The sequence below is a fragment of the Pseudomonas sp. SCT genome (genome assembly GCF_003864275.1).
In the GTDB taxonomy this organism is placed as follows: Bacteria; Pseudomonadota; Gammaproteobacteria; order Pseudomonadales; family Pseudomonadaceae; genus Stutzerimonas; species Stutzerimonas stutzeri_AE.
The window spans coordinates 111415-132127 of sequence record NZ_BDJA01000006.1; the positions used below are offsets into that span (position 1 = coordinate 111415).

Consider the following 20713-nt stretch of genomic DNA (forward strand, 5'->3'; position numbering starts at 1 on the left):
AACACAGCCAGGCCCCGCGTGCTCCGACGGCGCGCCTGACCTGGCCTGAATCAGTGCAGGATCTGGCTGAGGAACAGCTTGGTCCTGTCGTTGACCGGGTTGGTGAAGAACAGCTCTGGCTCGGCCTGTTCGACGATCTCGCCTTTGTCCATGAAGATCACCCGATCCGCCACGGTGCGGGCGAAGCCCATCTCATGGGTCACACAGAGCATGGTCATGCCGCTTTCGGCGAGACTGACCATGGTATCCAGCACCTCCTTCACCATCTCCGGATCGAGCGCCGAGGTCGGCTCGTCGAACAGCATGATCTTCGGCTTCATGCACAGCGCGCGGGCGATCGCCACGCGCTGCTGCTGACCGCCGGAGAGCTGGCCGGGAAACTTGTTGGCCTGCTCCGGGATGCGCACGCGTTCCAGATAATGCATGGCGATTTCCTCGGCCTGGCGTCGCGGCAACTTGCGCACCCACATCGGCGCGAGGGTGCAGTTCTGCAGCACGGTCAGGTGTGGGAACAGGTTGAAGTGCTGGAACACCATGCCGACTTCGCTGCGGATCGCCTCGATCTGCTTGAGGTCGCTGGTCAGCTCCACGCCGTTGATGACGATCCGCCCCTGCTGGTGTTCCTCCAGACGGTTGAGGCAGCGAATGGTCGTGGACTTGCCGGACCCGGAAGGCCCGCACAAGACGATGCGCTCGCCCTGTCGCACGCTGAGATTGATGTCCTTGAGCACATGGAACTGGCCGAACCACTTGTGCACGCCCTGCATCTGGATGACCGGGCCGCTCGCCTGTTCGGCCTGCGCGTTTGAATCACTCATATGTCACTCCTAATGCTTGTGGCCGGTGTCCAGCTTGCGCTCCAGGCGCATGGAATAGCGGGACATGCCGAAACAGAACATCCAGTACACCAGCGCAGCGAACACGTAACCCTCAGTGGACATACCCAGCCAGGCCGGGTCCGCGGTGGCGCGCTTGATGCTGTTGAGGAAGTCGAACAGGCCGATGATGATCACCAGGCTGGTGTCCTTGAACAGGGCGATGAAGGTGTTGACGATGCCCGGAATCACCAGTTTCAGCGCCTGCGGCAGGATCACCAGTAGCGTGCTGCGCCAGTAACCCAGCCCCATTGCAGCCGCCGCCTCGTATTGCCCCTTGGGGATCGCCTGCAGGCCACCACGCACCACTTCAGCGATATAGGCAGCCTCGAAGAACACAACCATCAGCATCGCGCGCAGCAGTTTGTCCAGATTCATGCCTTCGGGCAGGAACAACGGCAGCATCACCGAAGACATGAACAACACGGTGATCAGCGGCACGCCACGCCAGAACTCGATGAAGGTTACGCAGAGCACGCGGATCGCTGGCATGTCGGAGCGTCGCCCCAGCGCCAGCAGGATGCCCAACGGCAAGGCGCCGGCAATGCCCACCGCGGCGATCACCACCGTCAGCATCAAACCGCCCCACTGACTGGTCGGCACCGTCTGCAACCCGAGGAATCCGCCATGCAGCAGCCAGTAGGCCAGCAGCGGATAGACCAGCAGGTAACCGATGCCGTAGCGCAGCTTGTGCGGCATCTGCCGCAGAAACAGTGGCGCCGCGCCGATGATCGCCAGCCAGGCTGCGGCATCGACGCGCCAGCGCAGCTCCGTGGGGTAGAAGCCGTACATGAACTGGCCGAACCGGGTCTGAATGAATACCCAGCAGGCGCCTTCGCGGCTGCAATCGGCGCGCGTCTCGCCGGTCCAGTCGGCCTTGAAGATGGCCCATTCGAGTACCGGCGGTACGATCAGCCAGAGCAGGTACAGCCCCACCAGGGTCAGCAGGGTGTTGATCCAGCTGGAGAACAGATTCGCCCGTAGCCAGCCAAGTGCACCGATGCTGATCGTCGGTGGCGGCAGGTCGGGCTTGAAGGTATGGATAGTCATGCGCTCACCGCTCGATCAGCGCAATGCGCTTGTTGTACCAGTTCATCAACAGCGAAATGCTGATGCTGATGGCCAGGTAGACGCTCATGGTGATGGCCATGGTTTCGATGGCCTGCCCGGTCTGATTGAGCACCGTACCGGCGAACAGCGACACCATGTCCGGATAGCCGATGGCAGCCGCAAGGGACGAGTTCTTCGCCAGGTTCAAATATTGGCTGGTCAACGGCGGCACGATCACCCGCAGTGCTTGCGGCACGATCACCAGCCGCAGCACCTGGCCCGGACGCAACCCGAGGGATGCGGCGGCCTCGGTCTGGCCGTGGCTGACCGACTGGATGCCCGAGCGCACGGTCTCGCCGATGAACGCAGCGGTATAGACCGACAGCGCCACGACGATCGAAACCAGCTCCGGGATCACCACCCAGCCACCGCGAATGTTGAAGCGCTGCAGCTCCGGCACTTCCCAGGTGAAAGGTGCGCCTGCAATGAAGGTCATCAGCCAGGGGATGCCGAGAAACAGCCCGAGGCTGGTCCAGAACACCGGAAACATCCGCCCGGTCGCATGTCGCCGCGCGCGAGCCCAGCGGTTGAGTAGCACCACCGCCACCAGTGCGACGAGCAGCGCCAGCCAGAACGCCCAGAATCCATCGGCAGCGCTGGGTGCCGGCATCTGCACGCCGCGGTTGTTGACGAATACAGCATCCCACAGGCTCAGGCTGTTGCGCGGCCCTGGCAGCGGGCTGATCACGGCGAAGTAGACGAAGAAGATCAGCAGCAGCGGCGGGATATTGCGGAAAACCTCGATGTAGAGCGTCGCCAGCTGGCGGATCAACCAGTTGCTGGATAGGCGCCCTACGCCGAGGATAAAGCCCATGATGGTGGCCAGAACGATCCCGATTACGCTGACCAGCAGTGTGTTGAGCAAGCCGACCCAGAAGACGCGACCGTAAGTGTCGCTCTCGCTGTAGTCGATCAGATGCTGGGAAATGCCGAAGCCGGCGGCATTGTTAAGGAAGCCGAATCCGGACGTGATGCCGCGATGGGCAAGATTGGTCTGTGTGTTATGAAACAGGTACCAGCCGAACGCCACCACCGCCAACACCGCCAGCACCTGGAACACCCAGGCGCGTATTCGTGGATCGGTGAAAGGCGAACGTCGGGGCACAGTGCCTCTGGCGATCGAACGCATCGAAATTCCTCATGCCGCATGGCCGGTCACCTGGACCGGCCATGCTCATCCGTGAAACGGGCCGGCACGAGGCCGGCCACGCGGGCTCAGCGCACCGGAGGTGCGTATTGCAGGCCACCGTTGTTCCACAAGGCATTGAGGCCGCGCTCGATCTTCAGCTCGCTGCCGGCGCCTACGTTGCGATCGAAGATCTCACCGTAGTTACCCACCTGTTTGACGATCTGCACCGCCCAGTCCTTCGGCAGCTTGAGATCCTTGCCGTATTCGCCCTCGGCGCCAAGCAGGCGCGCCACGTCAGGATTCTTGGTGCTCTTGGCCATGTCCTCGACATTCGCCGAAGTGATGCCCAGCTCCTCGGCGTTGAGCATGGCGAAAAGGCTCCAGCGCACGATATCGAACCATTCCTCGTCACCCTGACGCACCGCAGGGCCAAGGGGCTCCTTGGAGATGACCTCGGGCAGCACGACATACTGGTCGGGATTGGCCAGCTTGATGCGCTGCGCATACAGCTGCGACTGATCCGAAGTGAGCACATCGCAGCGGCCGGATTCGAGCGACTTGGCGCTTTCATCCGACGTGTCATAGGTAATCGGGGTGTATTTAAGGCTGTTGGAGCGGAAGTAGTCGGACAGATTGAGCTCGGTCGTCGTCCCGGCCTGGATGCACACGGTCGCACCATCCAGCTCCTTGGCACTGCCGACCCCTAGCTCCTTGTTCACCAGAAAGCCCTGGCCGTCGTAGTAGGTCACGCCGGTGAAATTCAGCCCCATGGCCGCGTCTCGCGAACTGGTCCAGGTCGTGTTTCGCGACAGCACGTCCACTTCGCCCGACTGCAGCGCGGTGAAGCGCTCCTTGGCGGTCAGCGGGCTGTACTTGACCTTGCTGGCGTCGCCGAAGACCGCCGCCGCTACTGCGCGGCAGACGTCGACATCGATCCCCTGGTATTTCCCCTTGGCATCGGCAAAGGAAAAGCCCGGAAGGCCATCGCTGATGCCGCACTGCACGAATCCTTTCTTCTGCACTGCATCGAGGGTCGCCCCCGCCTGCGCCAGCCCGCTGATGCCCAGCAGTGACGCAGCACCCAGCACAGCCAGTGTGGATTTCACCCTAATCATCGAAACCTCCAGTTTGCTTTCTTATTCTCGGGTTCGGGCGTTCGGCCCTTCGACGCCAGTGGCAGCAGCGAAGCGGCGGCAGCCTGACCTGAGTCTAGTCGCCCATAGGTGATCGGCAATGTTGATTGCTCACAACGCCGCGACCCGTCGCAACAGGCCATTCCGGCTGGAGCCGGACTGCATAAAGCAAGCCGCATACCAGTTCGCGGCCACGTCGCGGGCCGGCCGCAATTGCGGGTTCTATCGCCGTGCCGGAGCAGGTAACCTCGCGCCACTGCCTCGTCAGCAGCGATCCCCGCTGCCCCAACACGAGGCGACCTGCCCCCAACTGGAGCTGATTCATGAGCGAACCGTTGATCCTGGAACCCACCGGCGCTGCGGACGCCTGTGTCATCTGGCTGCACGGCCTGGGTGCCGATCGATATGACTTCCAGCCCGTCGCCGAAGCGCTGCAGCAGCGCCTGCAGAGCACCCGCTTCGTGCTGCCCCAGGCACCGACACGCCCGGTAACCATCAACGGTGGCTGGAGCATGCCGAGCTGGTACGACATCCTTGCCATGAGCCCGGCGCGCGCCATCAATCGCGAGCAGCTGGAAGCCTCTGCGCAGCAGCTCATCACGCTGATCGAGGCACAACGCGATTGCGGCATTGATCCGGCCCGCATATTCCTCGCGGGGTTTTCCCAGGGTGGCGCGGTGGTCCTGCACACCGCATTCCTTCGCTGGCGCGGTCCGCTGGGGGGAGTCATTGCCCTTTCGACGTATGCGCCGACCTTCGGCGAGTCACCGACCTTCGCCCCGGAGGCGCTGCGTTATCCGGCGCTGTGCCTGCATGGCAGCCGCGACGACGTGGTACCAACGGCGATGGGCCGTGTGGCTTACCAGTGCCTGCACGATGCGGGGGTCAAGGTCACCTGGCGCGATTACCCTATGGGGCACGAGGTGCTTGGAGAAGAAATTCAGGACATCGGCGATTGGCTCTCCACGCATCTGGACTGAGCGGCCAGCGCCCGCATAAAAGACTTAATCCCAACAGGGATATCAGGACTACGCTAGTGCGTGGAGGACCGGAGCGTCGCCCGTCCTGCCAACGATAAGCGGGAGGTCGTCATGAATGGCGCGAGGGAGGCAGACTCGTCCGGCCAGTCGCTGCCATGAAGCGAATAACCGGTATGCCGACCGTGGAACAGCTGCAAAGCATTCGACTGTTTCGCGGTGTGGAGCGCCCTGTGCTCTTGGCGCTGCTGGAAAGGCTGGAAACCTGCGAAGTCGACGCAGAGGAACTCATCCTTTCACCACATACGCTGAACCGCCATCTATATATGCTCGTGCGAGGCCAGCTAAGCGTCCAGCTGGCCTCACGAGACAACCCGCCCGTACGCTACGTTGAGGTCAACGACTGCGTTGGCGAGGTCAGCTTCTGCGATCATCGACCACCTTCTGCCTATGTCATCGCCAGCGAGCCGAGCCGTGTTCTCAGGCTGCACAGCCGGGAACTGCCTTTTCTCACGCAATCGCCCCAGCTGATGCAGAACCTGATCGAACTGCTGTGCGACCGGGTGCGGCTGACCGATCAACTGATCATCAACAGCGAGCACAACGCCAACATCGATGTGCTCACCGGCGTGTTCAACCGACGCTGGCTGGAACACATCTTCGAACGTGAAAGTGCCCGCTGTGCCTTCAACGGGCGCCCCTTGTGCATGCTGATGATCGATGTCGACGAGTTCAAGCCGTACAACGATCGCCATGGGCATATCGCTGGCGATCATGCGCTCTGCCAGGTAGCGCGGCTGCTGGGGACGCAACTGCGACCGAAGGACAGCCTGGTGCGTTTCGGTGGCGAAGAGTTCGTCATCCTGCTTCCGGAGCTGGACCTGCGCACCGCACGCCTTATTGCCGAGCGCTTGCGTCAGCGTGTCGCACAGAACGACACCATCGCCACGCCGACCGGGTCTTTGCCGGGCGTGACGATCTCGGTAGGCCTGGCGCGCATGCGCGCATCCGACACGCTGGAGGGCCTCGTAGGCCGCGCAGACAAGGCGCTGTACCTGGCCAAGGCACGGGGACGAAACCGTGTCTGCGGCTGAACGCCCATGGGCCCGCAAGCGCGATGCTTCGCCACGCCAGCGTCTTGCATTACACTGGCGCGCGACACTTTCCTAATTCGACGACGAGAAGACCGTGCTCAAAGCACTCAAGAAAATATTCGGCAAGGCCCCCGATGAGCGGGCCGGCACAATCGACAGCAGCCCGGCTGCCGTCAACGCGGCACCGCAGCAAAGCGCCCCCGCAGCGCAGCAAATTGCGACACCTGATGCTCCGTCCAAGCCGCAAGCAGCAGAGCGTACAACCGAGAAACCGCGTCGCCAGCGCAGCAAGCCAGCCAAGCCCGCAGCCCCGGCCTGGAAGCTGGAAGACTTCACCGTAGAGCCGGCCGAAGGCAAGACCCGCTTCCATGACTTCAAGCTCGCACCCGAGCTGATGCATGCCATTCACGATCTGGGCTTTCCCTACTGCACCCCGATTCAGGCTCAGGTACTGGGTTACACCCTCGCTGGCCGAGATGCCATTGGCCGCGCCCAGACCGGCACCGGCAAGACTGCCGCCTTCCTTATCTCCACCATCACGCAACTGCTCGACACACCGCCGCCGAAGGACCGCTACATGGGCGAGCCGCGTGCGCTGATCATCGCGCCGACCCGGGAGCTGGTGGTGCAGATCGCCAACGACGCGCTGGATCTGACCAAGTACACCAACCTGAACGTGATGAGCTTCGTCGGCGGCATGGATTTCGACAAGCAGCTCAAGCAGCTGGAATCGCGCTACTGCGACATCCTGGTTGCCACGCCCGGTCGCCTGCTGGACTTCAACCAGCGTGGCGAGGTGCACCTGGACATGGTCGAGGTGATGGTGCTGGACGAAGCCGACCGCATGCTCGACATGGGCTTCATTCCGCAGGTTCGCCAGATCATTCGCCAGACGCCACCCAAGAGCGAGCGCCAGACGCTGCTGTTCTCCGCCACCTTCACCGACGATGTGATGAACCTGGCACAACAGTGGACAACCAACCCCGCCATCGTCGAGATCGAACCGGAAAACGTGGCCAGCGATACCGTCGAACAGCACGTCTTCGCGGTGGCCGGCAGCGACAAGTACAAGCTGCTGTACAACCTGATCACTCAGAACGACTGGACCCGGGTAATGGTTTTCGCCAACCGCAAGGACGAGGTGCGGCGGATCGAAGAGCGCCTGACCCGCGACGGCATCAGCGCCGCGCAGATGTCCGGCGACGTGCCGCAGCACAAACGCATCCGCACGCTGGAAGGCTTCCGAGAAGGCAAGATTCGCGTGCTCGTGGCGACCGATGTCGCTGGTCGCGGCATTCATGTCGATGGCATCAGTCACGTGATCAACTTCACCCTGCCGGAAGACCCGGACGACTACGTGCACCGCATCGGTCGTACCGGACGAGCCGGCACCAGTGGCACTTCGATCAGTTTCGCCGGGGAGGATGATGCGTTCGCGCTCCCACCTATCGAAGCGCTGATCGGCCGCAAGATCCAGTGCGAGATGCCGCCGGCCGAACTGCTTGCGCCGGCTCCACACTCACGCTGAACCTCTAGGACGCGGCATTCGTCGCGTCCTTTCCATGTTCCGCCTGCCCCATCAATGACCTGAATCAGGCCGCAAACAAGGCAACGCGGCTAGAGTTGTAGCTAGATTCCGAACGCAAGGAAAAAACCAATGGATAGCATGCACTGGCTACTGTCGCTCATCGTCATTGGCTTCGTTCTGCTCTGCGTAGGGTTCAACTACCGGGACAGTAACTGGGGTGTAGGGCTGCTGGCCGTGGGTGTGCTGACCATGTTCTCGACACTGGCCTTCAAGATGTACATAACCTTCTATTGAAGGCTCAGCGCTTTTCGTCCCAGCGCTCAGCGGCTATCTGGTCGCTTGCGCGGCCCTCGACCCAGCGCGCACCAGAAGGGGTGCTCTCCTTCTTCCAGAATGGTGCCCGCGTCTTCAGATAATCCATCACGAAGCGACAGGCATCGAAGGCGGCATCGCGATGGGCACTGGCCGCACCGACGAAAACGATGGGCTCACCCGGTTCCAGCGGACCGACCCGGTGCAGCACATCGAGCCGTAGCAACGGCCAGCGCTGCTCGGCCTCGACCACGATCTTCTCCAGGGCTTTTTCGGTCATTCCCGGCGCATGCTCGAGGAACATGCCGGCAACATCCTGGCCATCATTGAAATCACGCACATACCCGACGAAGCCGGCCACCGCGCCGATACCAAGATTGGCTGCGTGCAACGCATTGAGTTCGGCGCCAGGATCGAAGGCGGCCGTCTGTACACGTACAGTCATGCTCAACCTCCGGTCACGGTTGGAAAGAAGGCCACTTCGTCGCCGTCTGACACCGGCTCGTCGAGCCCGCAAAGTTCCTGATTGCGCGCGCACATCAGATTCTGTTCAGCAAGCACCTCCCAGGCGCCTCCGCGGGCCAGAAGATGCTGGCGCACGTCGTTCACGCTGGCAAGCGATGCATCCCACTGCAGTCGCTCGCCATCACTGCCGAGCGCTTCTCGATAACGGGCAAAAAACTGGATACTGATCATGCCTGCACCTGCCAGTGACCGCTCTTGCCACCCAGTTTCTCCAGCAGACGCACGCCTTCGATAACCATGCCGCGATCCACTGCCTTGCACATGTCGTAGATGGTCAGCGCCGCGACGCTGGCAGCGGTCAACGCTTCCATCTCGACACCCGTCTGCCCGGCCAGCTTGCAGGTTGCGCGAATCAGCACGCTGTCCTCGCCCTCTGCTGCCAGCTCGACCTTGATGCTGGTGAGCAGCAGCGGATGACACAGCGGGATCAGTTCGTAGGTCTTTTTCGCTGCCTGGATGCCGGCGATGCGCGCCACGGCGAAGACGTCGCCTTTGGGATGGCCACCCTGCTGGATCATCTGCAGAGTCTGCGGCAGCATGCGCACGCGCGCCTCGGCTACCGCTTCACGGGCGGTGACGGCCTTGTCGGTGACATCGACCATGCTGGCCCGGCCTTGGGAATCGAGATGGGTGAGCATTCGGCGCTCCTGATCGGAAAATCACGAGTCTACCGCAGCCGCCGACGATGAACCCGCCCCCGTAAGAGGTACTACCGGGCATCGTCGCGCGCGTCTCCGCTACATGTGCGCTTCGGCGTATTCGGCCAGTACCGAACGCGGCACCCCCTGCAGGGTGATGTGAACGCCGTGGGAGAAGTCCTTGAAGCGTTCGGTCAGGTAGGTAAGCCCCGAACTGGTCGCCGACAGATACGGCGTGTCGATCTGCGCCAGATTACCCAGACAGACCACCTTCGAGCCGTTGCCCGCACGGGTGATGATGGTTTTCATCTGGTGCGGCGTGAGGTTCTGACATTCGTCGATCAGGATCAGGCTCTGCTGGAAGCTGCGACCGCGGATGTAGTTCAGCGATTTGAACTGCAGCGGCACCTTTTGCAGGATGTAGTCGATGCTGCCGTGGGTGTTCTCGTCCTCCATGTGCAGCGCTTCGAGGTTGTCGGTGATCGCGCCCAGCCAGGGCTCCATCTTCTCGGCCTCGGTGCCGGGCAGGAAACCGATGTCCTCGTCGAGCCCCTGTACGCTGCGGGTGGCGATGATGCGCCGGTAGCGCTTGCTCACCACGGTCTGCTCGATGGCTGCAGCCAGCGCGAGAATGGTCTTGCCGGAACCGGCCGCGCCGGACAGGTTGACCAGATGGATATCCGGATCGAGCAAGGCGAACAGCGCCAATGCCTGATGGATGTCCCGCGGGCGCAAGCCCCAGGCTTCCTGATGCAGCAGCGGCTCCTGATGGAGGTCGAGCAGCAGCAGCTCATCGGCCTTGATGCCCTTGATCCAGCCGACAAAGCCCTGTTCGTCGATGATGAACTCGTTGATATGCACTGCGGGCAGGTTGTCGGTCAGCTGTACGCGGTGCCAGGTGCGCCCATGGCCCTGATGGGTCTCGACCTTGCTCACGCGATCCCAGAACGAGCCGCTGACGCTGTGATAGCCAGGAGAAAGCTGGCCGACGTCATCGACTAGCTGATCGGTATGGTAATCCTCCGCCGCTACGCCACAGGCACGCGCCTTCAGGCGCATGTTGATGTCCTTGGTGACCAGCACTACAGGCACGCCGGGACGCTGTTTGCTCAGCTCGACCACCTGGTTGATGATCTTGTTGTCATTCAGATCTTCCGGCAATGCGTTGGGCTCGCCGCGCTTGCTCATGAGAATCGACAGGCTGCCTGACGGCCCACTCTTGCCACGCTGGATCGGCACGCCGAGTTCGACCTCTTCCGGCGTTGCATCACCGAGCAGCTTGTCGATCAGACGAATCGCCTGACGGCACTCGGCTGCCACGCTGTGCTTGCCGGCCTTGAGTTGATCGAGCTCTTCCAGCACGGTCATCGGGATGGCGACCTGATGTTCCTGGAAGTTCAGCAAAGCGTTGGGATCGTGGATCAGTACATTCGTGTCGAGGACGTAGAGCGTGGGCTGGGTCGCGCGAGATCTGCCGTAGTCATCCATACCGATCACCTTCTTCTGGGGCCAGAAACGAAGAGCCGAAAGCGCTTCGCTGCACAGTGACCGCCATGCGATTCAGGTGAGCGGACGAGGGAAGCCGGTGGATTCGGGGCTGCCCAGGAGCCGCCACCTGTGTCGCAGGGTTCGGCGGTCTGAATTCGGTAATACCGTAAAAGTTATGACAGGCAAAAGTCTTTTCAGTTGAATACGGCTTTTTTTCACGAATCGACCAAACGGCCTTGGCCCGCGCCTTTTGGGCGCGTTATTGTCGGGGATCAAGGTGTGCGCTTTCGTCGCAGCGGTTCACCTCGGCGGTCACATGCACCAGCTGGGGAAACGCCTGCAACGCCGCCTTGTACTGGTCCGCGGTATGCGTCTGGTGGGTCACAACGCTCAGGATGCAGCTGTATTGCGCCCGCCCCACTCGCCACAGGTGCAGATCGGTAACCTCGGTATCGGGTACCTGCTGCAACGCCTCCCGAATCTTGTCTACCAGCGGGTCGTCCATCTCCCGATCCAGCAATGCCTTGCCCGTGTCACGCAGCAGGCCGCGCGCCCAGACCAGAATGACCAGCGCACCGACGATCCCCATTGCCGGGTCCAGCCAGCCCCAGCCGAAGAACTTGCCACCCAGCAGCGCAACGATCGCGGCCACCGATGTCAGCGCATCGGTCAGCACATGGATGAAGGCGGCGTGCCGATTCAGGTCCTTGCCACCGCAAGCGTGCTCATGCGAATGGGCATGCGGGTGCTCACCGTGACCGTGACCGTGACCGTGACCGTGACCGTGGTCATGCTGATCGCGTAGTAACCAGGCGGACAGCAGATTCACCAGCAAGCCGATCACGGCGACCATCAGCGCCGCATCGAAACCGATCTCTGCGGGCGACCAGAATCGAATCAACGACTCGCCAATCATGAACAGCGCCACCACGACCAGCAGCAGTGCACTGGTAAAACCGGCCAGCACCTCGATTTTCCAGGTTCCGAACGCGAACCGATGGTCCGCCGCATAGCGCCGAGCCAGCAGATACGCCAGCGCCGCCAGGCCAATGGCGACCATGTGCGAGGCCATATGCCAACCGTCCGCCAGCAACGCCATGGAGTTGAACCAGTACCCGGCGACGATCTCTATCAACATGGTCAAACCGGTCAGAATGACCACTGCCCAGGTCTGACGCTCGGAGCTGTGCTCCAGCGGACGGTAGTCGTGGGGCGGTTGCCATTGCACGTGATTGCATTCAGCCATACGAACTCCTTGCTTCAACTCCCATCAGCTTGTGCCTTGCCGCGTGAGGAAGGTCAACACCGCTGCCTATGGTGCCCATAGCTGGAGCCATGTCAGCAGTACCCCTACAATCGCGCCACCAGACAGGAGACCCGTACATGCTGATGGTGATTTCCCCCGCCAAGACGCTCGACTACGAAACACCCCCGATTACCGAACGCTTCACACAACCTCAATACCTGGAGCACTCGCAGCTGCTGATCGACCAGTTGCGCGATTACTCGCCAGCGCAGATCAGCGAACTCATGCACCTGTCCGACAAGCTGGCCGCCCTGAACGTCGCGCGCTACGGCAGCTGGTCCGCTGACTTCACGCCGGAGAATGCCAAACAGGCCCTGCTCGCCTTCAAGGGCGACGTCTACACCGGACTGAGCGTCGAAGACTTCACCGACAGTGATCTGCTGTTCGCACAGCAGCACCTGCGCATGCTCTCCGGGCTCTACGGTTTGCTGCGACCGCTCGACCTGATGCAGCCGTATCGTCTGGAAATGGGTACCAAGCTGGCGAACCCGCGCGGCAAGGACCTGTATACGTTCTGGGGTGAGCGAATCAGCGAATGGCTCAACGAAGCACTCGCTGAACAAGACGATGACGTTCTTCTCAATCTGGCCTCGAATGAGTACTTCAGCGCCGTCAAGCGCAAGGCGCTGAATGCACGGGTCATCAACGTCGACTTCAAGGACATGAAGAACGGTCAGTACAAGATCATTTCCTTCTACGCGAAGAAGGCACGTGGCCTGATGGCACGCTGGGTGATCAAAGAGCGCGTCAGTGACCCAGCCCAACTGAGCGCATTCGACTACGAAGGTTATCGCTACAGCCCAGACGCATCATCCGAAGACCATCTGGTCTTTCTGCGCGACACGACTTACCAATAACTGCCAGTTCTCGGCGGCGGCCATCGGCTGCCGTCGCCTCCCCTCGATCCCGCGATGGCCGCCCGGCTTGACCAAAAGTGGCACCCGCAGTTCATCACCCTGCCCCTCCTGGATTTTCCGCCGCGTCGTGAAAACTCACCGATCAACGGTTGCCGACTTGGGAACTATCGAGCACGGCTGACAATCATAAGCGCGTACCGGCAATTCCAGGTGGAAAGGGACGTCGCACATGAACGTGCATTGGGTCATCAATCTTGTAAACCGCTCTGCCCCGGGTCGCAAAGCGGCTTCGGCGGTAGCGCAATCTCAGCCAGCTATACGGCTGAACATCCGGCCGATGGCCGAGGCGTCGACCACTGCCAAAGCGGCATCTGGTACGACCAATGCCGAGCAAGGCACGAACAGAGGGTTACGGCCATGCAAACGCACCACCCCTTTTCGACACACCTCAGATGTCGCATTCCATGCGCGACGACGGCGCTCCTCACCTCATCACGAGTCAGCCGCAGGCGTTCGATGCCCGTCGCCCGGATTGGCGCCACGCAATAGGCACATCAAGCCCTTGCCATGACGCCGCGATAACGAACTCAGCACCGATTTGAACCTCGAAGCAACGCTTCGGGCGGGACGATTTCGTTCCAGCTGGCGAGCTCGCCGGCGAACAGAACACGAACATTCAGGCGCCACGTCTGGCGCCACGGACAAGTAGAACGACCTTCGAAACGATTCAGGAGAAGCAATATGATCCCGGTTATTCTTTCAGGTGGCAGCGGCTCCCGACTGTGGCCCCTTTCCCGCAAGTCGTTCCCCAAGCAATTCCTTGCGCTGACCGGCGAACAGACACTGTTCCAGCAGACAGTCGAGCGCCTGGCCTTTGACGGCATGCAGCAGCCCCTGCTGGTGTGCAATCAGGAGCACCGTTTCATCGTCAAGGAGCAGCTGGCCGCGCGCAAACTCGGCGTTCAAGGCCTGCTGCTCGAGCCATTCGGCCGCAACACCGCACCAGCGATCGGTATCGCGGCGATGAAGCTGATCGAAGAAGGTCGCGACGAGTTGCTGCTGGTGTTGCCGGCCGACCATGTGATCGAGGATCAGAAAGCGTTCCAGCGCTCTCTGGCGCTGGCGACCAATGCTGCCGAGAACGGCGAGATGGTCCTTTTCGGCGTTCCGCCAACCCGCCCCGAAACCGGCTTCGGCTATATCAAGGCCAGCCAGGATGCCAACGCCGGTCTGCCGGATGGTATCAAGCGGGTCGCCCAGTTCGTCGAGAAGCCGGACGAGGCGCGCGCCCAGAGCTACGTCGAGTCAGGCGACTATTTCTGGAACAGCGGCATGTTCCTGTTCCGTGCCAGCGTTTTCCTGGAGGAGCTGAAAAAGCACGATCCGGATATCTATGACACCTGCTGGCTGGCGCTCGAGCGCAGCATCAAGAACGGCGATGAAGTGCTGATCGATCCGGCCACCTTTGCTTGCTGCCCGGACAACTCCATCGACTACGCGGTGATGGAAAAGACTCAGCTGGCCTGCGTGGTTCCGATGTCCGCCGGCTGGAACGACGTTGGCTCCTGGTCATCGATCTGGGACGTGCACCAGAAGGACGAGAACGGCAACGTTCTCAAGGGCGACGTGATCGCCGAAGATTCGCGCAACTGCCTGGTTCACGGCAACGGCAAGCTGGTAACTGTACTGGGGCTGGACGATATCGTTGTGGTTGAAACCAAAGACGCCATGATGGTTGCCCACAAGGACAAGGTGCAGGACGTCAAGAAGCTCGTCAGCAAACTTGACGCCCAGGACCGCAGCGAGACCAAGAACCATTGTGCCGTCTATCGTCCCTGGGGCTGGTACGACTCGGTGGACATGGGGGGCCGCTTCCAGGTCAAGCGCATCTGTGTAAACCCCGGTGCCAGCCTCTCGCTGCAGATGCACCATCATCGTGCCGAGCACTGGATCGTTGTTTCTGGGACCGCGCAGGTCACCTGCAATGACAAGACGTTCCTGCTCACCGAGAATCAGTCGACCTATATCCCGATTACCTCGGTGCACCGTCTGGCCAATCCGGGGAAGATTCCGCTGGAAATCATCGAAGTTCAGTCCGGCAGTTATCTTGGCGAGGATGACATCGAGCGCTTCGATGACGTTTATGGCCGCGCCGAACAGAGCAACGAAGTCAAAGTGGCTCGCTAACAGCCTGCAGAGTGAAAAGAAAAACCCGCCGCGGCGGGTTTTTCTAATTCTAAGTCTGGCCCAGTAACGGCATGGAAAGGCATACTTCAATGCCGCGAGACGCTGCGTCGAACTGAACACGCACTCGCACTCGCTTTTTTTTGAACTGCCCCTCGTTTTTCAAGCTTGCTCGTAAACGGAAAAAACCTTTTCAATTGCTTCTCGTCCAAACAGACGAGCAAGTGCGAGAGCGCATAGCAAATTTCCGGTTACAACTGCAGACGCATCCTTCTCAATTCAGTTGCGTCTTACAAGAACTTCCTAAGAAGGGTTGCTTACGTGACGAAAGATCAACTGCGCGCCGAACTTGAGCGCCAGGCCCAGCGCTTTACCAATGTGTACGGTGGTGAAATCACGACTTATGCCGCTGAACGTGAACCCGAGCGCAAACCATGGCGAAAAAAACCCACTGTCCTCGATCAGGTCTTCAAGCAGGAATTGCAGAAGCTCGAGCAGGAAAAGCAATCCAGTTGCGAAAGCCCAGTTACTGAACAGGCGTAATCACCTCGCCCGCTCAGACGAGTCCTGAAGTATTTTCGAGAGCCGCATTCAATTGGGCCGGTCACACTCGCCAACGATCAGCGCTTGCCACCCAATAACGAGCCGAGTAAGCCTCTGGCCAACTGACGGCCCAACTGGCTGGCTGCCTGGCTCAAGGCACTTTTCACGACACGTCCGGCCAGATCGCCCAAGTCTCCACTTGCAGTGCTCTGCCCTCGCCGACTCTTTTCGGCAACAGCTTTAGACTGCTCGACCGTTTGTGCAGCGCGCGCGGCCAGGATTTCATAGGCGGACTCCCGATCGACCGGCTTGTCATAGCGACCACGCAGCCCGGACCGCGCGATGAGCGTCGCACGCTCGGCTTCGCTGAGCGGCCCGACACGTGACTGTGGCGGGGCGATCGCCACGCGCTGCACCATTGCCGGCGTACCTTTTTCCTCAAGCCCACCGACCAGGGCCTCGCCGATCCCCAACTGGGTCAGAACATCCAGCGTCGCAAACGCGGGATTGGACCGGAAACCGTCGGCCACGGACCGCAGCGCCTTCTGCTCCCTCACGGTGTAAGCGCGCAAGCCATGCTGAATACGCAGGCCAAGCTGTGCCAACACCTGATCCGGCAGATCCGCAGGAGACTGGGTGACGAAATAGACGCCTACGCCCTTGGAGCGGATCAATCTCACAACCTGGACCAACCGCTCCTGCAACGCCTTGGGCGTATCGCCAAACAGCAGATGCGCCTCATCGAAGAACAGGGCCAGCTCGGGTTTGTCGGCGTCCCCACGCTCCGGAAGCTGTTCGAACAGCTCGGCGAGCAGCCAAAGCAGAAAGGTTGCATAGACCTTAGGTGCCTCATGCACCAGCACACTGGCGTCCAGCAGATGGATAGCGCCCCGACCGTCCGCTGCCGGACGGAGCAGGTCTTCGAGCTGCAGTGAGGGCTCACCGAACAGCGCTTCGATACCCTGCTGCTCGAGGGTCGCCAGGCGCCGCAGAAGCGCCTGAGACGAGGCGCCGGTAAACAGGGCGCTGTCCTCGCCCAGCAGCTGCGGTTCGGCCTTGAGGTGCGCCAGCAGCGCCTTGAGGTCTTTCAGATCAAGCAGCAACAGGCCTTCACGATCCGCCACTTTGAACGCGGCATACAGTGCAGCCTGCTGACTGTCGGTCAGCTGCAGCAGATTTCCGAGCAGCAATGGCCCCATCTCGCTCAGAGTGGTACGTAACGGATGGCCGGTGCGGCCATGCACATCCCAGAGAGTCACCGGATAGGCCTGCGGCTGATGATTCAGCCAGGGCATGCTGGCAATCCGCTCGGCGATCTTGCCCTGAGGCGTGCCGGCAGCACCCAGACCGCAAAGGTCACCCTTGATGTCGGCAGCGAACACCGCAACGCCCGCATCACTGAACTGCTCAGCCAGACGCTGCAGGGTCACGGTCTTGCCGGTGCCTGTAGCCCCGGCAATCAGCCCGTGTCGATTGGCCAGCCGCAGAGACTGGGTGTTCGGCTCGCCAGTCGCGTCCGCGCCGAGCATCAAACGATCCACCGCTGCGGTCATTCGCCAGCCTCCTGCCCGTCGAGCGCGCGCGCATGCTGCAGCTCAGCCTGATCCTGCTCGGCCTGCAGACGAGCCCAGAGCGCCGCGGCATCAGCGAACTCGGTGCCCTGATCGGACGACAGGGCCTGTGGATCGTATCGCTGAGTACAACCGCTACCGATGATCGGTGGCGCTTTGGCTACGGCACGCTCGAGAGGATCGGTCACGGCGACTCCGGATTGTCAGTTGAACACCATTGTCTTGTTGCTATGCACCAGCACACGGTCTTCCAAGTGATAGCGCAGGCCGCGCGAAAGCACCATCTTCTCTACGTCCTTTCCGAGACGGACCATGTCTTCGATGCTGTCGCGATGACTGACTCGGACCACGTCCTGCTCGATGATCGGGCCGGCATCGAGCTCCTCGGTAACGTAGTGACAGGTCGCCCCGATCAGCTTCACGCCACGCAGTGAGGCCTGATGATAGGGCTTGGCACCGACGAACGACGGCAGAAAGCTGTGATGGATATTGATCACGCGCTGAGCAAACTCGTCGCACAACTCCGACGGCAGAATCTGCATGTAACGCGCCAGCACAATCACATCGGCACGTTGTTCGCGAACCAGACGGGTGACTTCGGCGAAGGCCTCCTGCTTGTTGGCGGGATCGACCGGCACGTGAATGTAAGGAATGCCATGCCATTCGACCATGCTGCGCAGGTCGTCATGGTTGGAGATCACGCACGGTATGTCGCAATCCAGCTCACCGCTATGCCAGCGATGCAGCAGATCGGCGAGACAGTGCGATTCACGACTGGCCATCAGCACCACGCGTTTGCGCTGCTCGGAGTCGGTGATGCGCCACTCCATGGAGAACTCGCGCGCAATCGGCGCGAACGCCTGACGAAAACCTTCAAGATCAAAAGGAAGCGAGTCTGCGCGGATTTCATGGCGCATGAAGAACCAGCCACTCTGGTGATCCGAGTGGTGGTTGGCTTCAGTGATCCAACCGTTGTAGGTAGCGAGAAAATTACTGACCTTGGCGACAATGCCAACGCCATCGGGACAGGCAATGACCAGCCTGAAAGTGCGCATTAACGGTTACTCCGGCTCAAAGGAAACGCGGCATTCTAGCCCAGCAGTCAAAAGCGCAGCCATCGCGTTTGACGGCAAACCAGCGAAGGGCAACTAAACGGCGCGTTGGACCGGGCCGTACGCCGGCTGGGCCTCTTTGGGAAACTGCATAAACCCATCGAAAAAACTTGTCCGATAAAACAAGGATGGCGTTTGTTTTAAGGCCCAAACTCACGCATCAGTAGCGCTTGCCGCGCATGAAATATCCCTTCAAAAAAAGGGCCGTCTTTTTAACAAACTCTATATTTACTTGCCCATTACGCAGGACTATGATTGCTGCCACTTGCGTTCAAAACCTATCCCAAGGAAGTCATATGTCACTTATCAACGAGTATCGCGCCACTGAAGAGGCCATCAAGGAACTTCAGGAGCGACTGAAGTCCCTTTCCGAAGATGACAAACTGAAGAAGGAACTGGAGTTCGAAGGCAAGCTGCGCGAACTCATGGGCGAGTATCAGAAGTCGCTGCGCGACATCATCGCACTGCTCGATCCAGAAGCCTCGCGCAACAGCAAAAGCCCGCGCACTGCCAAAGCACCGGCGACCAGCAAGCGTGCTCGCCGCGTTAAGCAATACAAGAACCCGCACAGCGGCGAAGTGATTGAAACCAAAGGCGGCAATCACAAGACATTGAAAGAATGGAAAGCCCAGTGGGGCTCCGAAACCGTGGAAAGCTGGGCCACCCTGCTCGGCTAAGCGATAACGGTTTAAACCGAACGCCCGTTCTCGACATTAATCATTGCTGTCGGGAACTGGCGTTTTTTATTGCAGGCCCTCTTCCTTTACTCGGCATTACGCGCCGCCACTTCCTCAGCATCCCACCCGTATTTCAGCGAAACTAGCTGGCCAGTCCGTAACGCTCGCGCAGCCCCTGCCCGTATTCATGCCATTGCTGTAACAGTTGTTGCTGCGCCGGCGTGGCGGTAACCAAGAGCTGTTGAATACCCGCCTCGAATTGATCAAGCGTGTTGGGCGCTCCGAAGGCACCGTCGCTCAGCCGCTGCCGACAGAACTGATACCAAAGCGTCTGCTCCTCGGAGGATAGAGCCTCGGGGAAATTACGTGCGCGGTAGCGGAACAACAGTTCCTGCAGGCGGACATCGTCGAACCGGGACGGATGCCTGGCCAGTTCGGCTGGCGCAAGACCACGAATCTCGTCACACAACCGCCGGTCACGCTCGCCAAGAAAGCCGTCATATAGCTGCTGCTCGGGATCGTCGCTACCAGGGAAACCCTCCTCGCGGTAGATCTCGTCCAGCTTCTGGCTCCAGAGCTGGCGTTGCTCGCGCAATGCGGCGGCACGTTCCTGGCAGAGCGGCATATCCAGGCCCAACCGCTGAATATCGCCTTCCCGCAGCACCTTGAGCGGCGTCAGCACTGGGCACTTGTTGACATGTACCAACTTCAAAGGCACAGGCAGTTCGCCCGCTGCCAATTGATCTCGCCGGGTATATAGACGCTGCCGCAATGTTTCGGCGCTCTCCTGCAAGAGCGGCTGAGGTTCCGCCTGCAGGTCGCAGACGATCAGCGCGTTGCGGTTGCGTGGATGCCAGCCCAGCGGCAGCACCACCGAAAGAAAATGCCGCGCGGCCGAAAAACGACCAGACACATGCACCAGCGGTTCAAGCAGGGTGATCTGTTCGAGCACTGCCTGTTTACGCCGCAGGTTGTAGAGATAGTCATACAGCCGCGGTTGGCGATCACGGATGAGCCTGGCCAAGCCGATGGTGGCACGCACGTCGGAGAGGGCGTCGTGAGCATTCAGATGCTCCAGTCCGTTGGCGACGCTCAGGCGTTCGAGCTTGAGCGTCACCCGGCCATCCTCCTCCGGCCAGACGATCCCTTCCGGACGCAGCGCATATGCGGTTCGCACCAGGTCGATCAGATCCCAACGACTGTTGCCCCCCTGCCACTCCCGCGCGTAAGGATCGTAGAAATTGCGATACAGGCTGTAGCGAGTGACCTCATCGTCGAAACGCAGGCTGTTGTAGCCTGCGCCACAGGTCCCCGGGGCGGACAGCTGCTGATGCAGGCGCTGAAGGAACTCTGCCTCGCACAACCCTTTCTGTTGCAGGATCGCCGGCGTGATACCCGTAACCAGGCATGCCGCGGGATGCGGAAGGATATCGTCGGAGGGGCGACAGTAGATGTTCAGCGGCTCGCCAATTTCCTCGAGCGCCTCGTTAGTGCGGATGCCCGCCACCTGCAGCGGACGGTCGCGGCTGGGCGAAATGCCTGTGGTTTCGAAGTCGTACCAGAAGATGCTTGGAGTCACGGGAGAATCCTTCTCGATCAGCATGGCAGTCTATCAGCCGGGCCGGCACCTCGCCGACCCGACCCGACCCGCATC

At 60.8% G+C, this 20713-nt stretch carries 21 protein-coding genes; 8 read left to right on the forward strand and 13 right to left on the reverse strand.

Annotation, left to right across the window (positions count from 1 at the left end):
• Nucleotides 1–50: 50 nt before the first annotated feature.
• From BHD08_RS15900 to BHD08_RS15915, 4 genes are all read right to left on the reverse strand, one after another.
• The gene (locus tag BHD08_RS15900) at nucleotides 51–818 is read right to left on the reverse strand and encodes an amino acid ABC transporter ATP-binding protein (RefSeq protein ID WP_125023459.1); all 768 of its coding nucleotides are present in this window, start codon (nucleotides 816–818) and stop codon (nucleotides 51–53) included.
• Nucleotides 819–827: 9 nt separating this feature from the next.
• Nucleotides 828–1925 (reverse strand): amino acid ABC transporter permease, encoded by a 1098-nt coding sequence (locus tag BHD08_RS15905; protein ID WP_015277891.1) that lies wholly within the window; start codon nucleotides 1923–1925, stop codon nucleotides 828–830.
• 4 nt (nucleotides 1926–1929) lie between these two features.
• Nucleotides 1930–3114, reverse strand: coding sequence for an amino acid ABC transporter permease (locus BHD08_RS15910; RefSeq protein WP_125023461.1), 1185 nt, complete (start codon nucleotides 3112–3114; stop codon nucleotides 1930–1932).
• Between the two features lie 86 nt (nucleotides 3115–3200).
• A complete protein-coding gene (locus BHD08_RS15915; RefSeq protein ID WP_106155611.1) occupies nucleotides 3201–4229 on the reverse strand; it encodes an amino acid ABC transporter substrate-binding protein in 1029 nt (342 codons plus the stop codon).
• A gap of 341 nt (nucleotides 4230–4570) precedes the next feature.
• On the opposite strand from BHD08_RS15915, the gene BHD08_RS15920 reads away from it, so the two are divergent.
• The 4 genes from BHD08_RS15920 to BHD08_RS23075 all read left to right on the forward strand — a co-directional run bounded on the left by BHD08_RS15920 (nucleotide 4571) and on the right by BHD08_RS23075 (nucleotide 8140).
• Complete coding sequence (locus BHD08_RS15920) at nucleotides 4571–5227, forward strand: alpha/beta hydrolase (protein WP_125023463.1); 657 nt, start codon at nucleotides 4571–4573, stop codon at nucleotides 5225–5227.
• A gap of 155 nt (nucleotides 5228–5382) precedes the next feature.
• The gene (locus BHD08_RS15925) at nucleotides 5383–6318 is read left to right on the forward strand and encodes a GGDEF domain-containing protein (RefSeq protein WP_256678704.1); all 936 of its coding nucleotides are present in this window, start codon (nucleotides 5383–5385) and stop codon (nucleotides 6316–6318) included.
• 94 nt (nucleotides 6319–6412) lie between these two features.
• Nucleotides 6413–7846, forward strand: a complete 1434-nt coding sequence (gene rhlB, locus BHD08_RS15930; RefSeq protein WP_125023465.1) for an ATP-dependent RNA helicase RhlB — start codon at nucleotides 6413–6415, stop codon at nucleotides 7844–7846.
• Nucleotides 7847–7975: 129 nt separating this feature from the next.
• Complete coding sequence (locus tag BHD08_RS23075) at nucleotides 7976–8140, forward strand: hypothetical protein (RefSeq protein WP_165362517.1); 165 nt, start codon at nucleotides 7976–7978, stop codon at nucleotides 8138–8140.
• A gap of 4 nt (nucleotides 8141–8144) precedes the next feature.
• Here the strand turns inward: BHD08_RS23075 and moaE are convergent, their stop codons facing one another.
• From moaE to dmeF, 5 genes are all read right to left on the reverse strand, one after another.
• Complete coding sequence (gene moaE / locus BHD08_RS15935) at nucleotides 8145–8603, reverse strand: molybdopterin synthase catalytic subunit MoaE (RefSeq protein ID WP_125023467.1); 459 nt, start codon at nucleotides 8601–8603, stop codon at nucleotides 8145–8147.
• Nucleotides 8604–8605: 2 nt separating this feature from the next.
• Nucleotides 8606–8854 carry a MoaD/ThiS family protein gene (locus tag BHD08_RS15940; RefSeq protein WP_106155615.1) on the reverse strand — a complete coding sequence of 83 codons (249 nt, stop codon included), beginning with the start codon at nucleotides 8852–8854 and terminating at the stop codon, nucleotides 8606–8608.
• The gene (gene moaC, locus BHD08_RS15945; RefSeq protein WP_122099468.1) at nucleotides 8851–9321 is read right to left on the reverse strand and encodes a cyclic pyranopterin monophosphate synthase MoaC; all 471 of its coding nucleotides are present in this window, start codon (nucleotides 9319–9321) and stop codon (nucleotides 8851–8853) included. The genes BHD08_RS15940 and moaC overlap by 4 nt, the downstream gene beginning before the upstream one ends.
• 99 nt (nucleotides 9322–9420) lie before the next feature.
• Entirely contained in the window at nucleotides 9421–10809 is a 1389-nt protein-coding gene (locus BHD08_RS15950) for a PhoH family protein (RefSeq protein WP_102821204.1), read from the reverse strand.
• Between the two features lie 259 nt (nucleotides 10810–11068).
• Entirely contained in the window at nucleotides 11069–12055 is a 987-nt protein-coding gene (gene dmeF, locus BHD08_RS15955; RefSeq protein ID WP_125023469.1) for a CDF family Co(II)/Ni(II) efflux transporter DmeF, read from the reverse strand.
• A 137-nt stretch (nucleotides 12056–12192) separates the two neighbouring features.
• On the opposite strand from dmeF, the gene yaaA reads away from it, so the two are divergent.
• From yaaA to BHD08_RS15970, 3 genes are all read left to right on the forward strand, one after another.
• A complete protein-coding gene (gene yaaA / locus BHD08_RS15960) occupies nucleotides 12193–12972 on the forward strand; it encodes a peroxide stress protein YaaA (protein WP_125023471.1) in 780 nt (259 codons plus the stop codon).
• A 741-nt stretch (nucleotides 12973–13713) separates the two neighbouring features.
• Nucleotides 13714–15159, forward strand: coding sequence for a mannose-1-phosphate guanylyltransferase/mannose-6-phosphate isomerase (locus tag BHD08_RS15965; protein WP_125023473.1), 1446 nt, complete (start codon nucleotides 13714–13716; stop codon nucleotides 15157–15159).
• Between the two features lie 318 nt (nucleotides 15160–15477).
• Entirely contained in the window at nucleotides 15478–15699 is a 222-nt protein-coding gene (locus tag BHD08_RS15970) for a hypothetical protein (protein ID WP_125023476.1), read from the forward strand.
• A 77-nt stretch (nucleotides 15700–15776) separates the two neighbouring features.
• Here BHD08_RS15970 and BHD08_RS15975 read toward each other — a convergent pair whose 3' ends face one another.
• From BHD08_RS15975 to purU, 3 genes are read right to left on the reverse strand one after another with little or no spacing between them, the layout of a single operon-like run.
• Nucleotides 15777–17228: a helicase HerA-like domain-containing protein gene (locus tag BHD08_RS15975; RefSeq protein ID WP_375708259.1), complete on the reverse strand. Its 1452-nt coding sequence runs from the start codon at nucleotides 17226–17228 to the stop codon at nucleotides 15777–15779.
• Between the two features lie 20 nt (nucleotides 17229–17248).
• On the reverse strand, nucleotides 17249–17458 hold the full coding sequence (locus BHD08_RS15980; protein WP_125023480.1) for a hypothetical protein: 210 nt from the start codon (nucleotides 17456–17458) through the stop codon (nucleotides 17249–17251).
• 15 nt (nucleotides 17459–17473) lie between these two features.
• A complete protein-coding gene (gene purU / locus BHD08_RS15985) occupies nucleotides 17474–18325 on the reverse strand; it encodes a formyltetrahydrofolate deformylase (protein WP_015277908.1) in 852 nt (283 codons plus the stop codon).
• 353 nt (nucleotides 18326–18678) lie between these two features.
• Here purU and mvaT point away from each other — a divergent pair, with 353 nt between their 5' ends.
• A complete protein-coding gene (gene mvaT, locus BHD08_RS15990; protein WP_015277909.1) occupies nucleotides 18679–19059 on the forward strand; it encodes a histone-like nucleoid-structuring protein MvaT in 381 nt (126 codons plus the stop codon).
• A gap of 142 nt (nucleotides 19060–19201) precedes the next feature.
• Here mvaT and sbcB read toward each other — a convergent pair whose 3' ends face one another.
• Nucleotides 19202–20638: an exodeoxyribonuclease I gene (sbcB, locus tag BHD08_RS15995; protein ID WP_125023482.1), complete on the reverse strand. Its 1437-nt coding sequence runs from the start codon at nucleotides 20636–20638 to the stop codon at nucleotides 19202–19204.
• Between the last annotated feature and the right edge of the window lie 75 nt (nucleotides 20639–20713).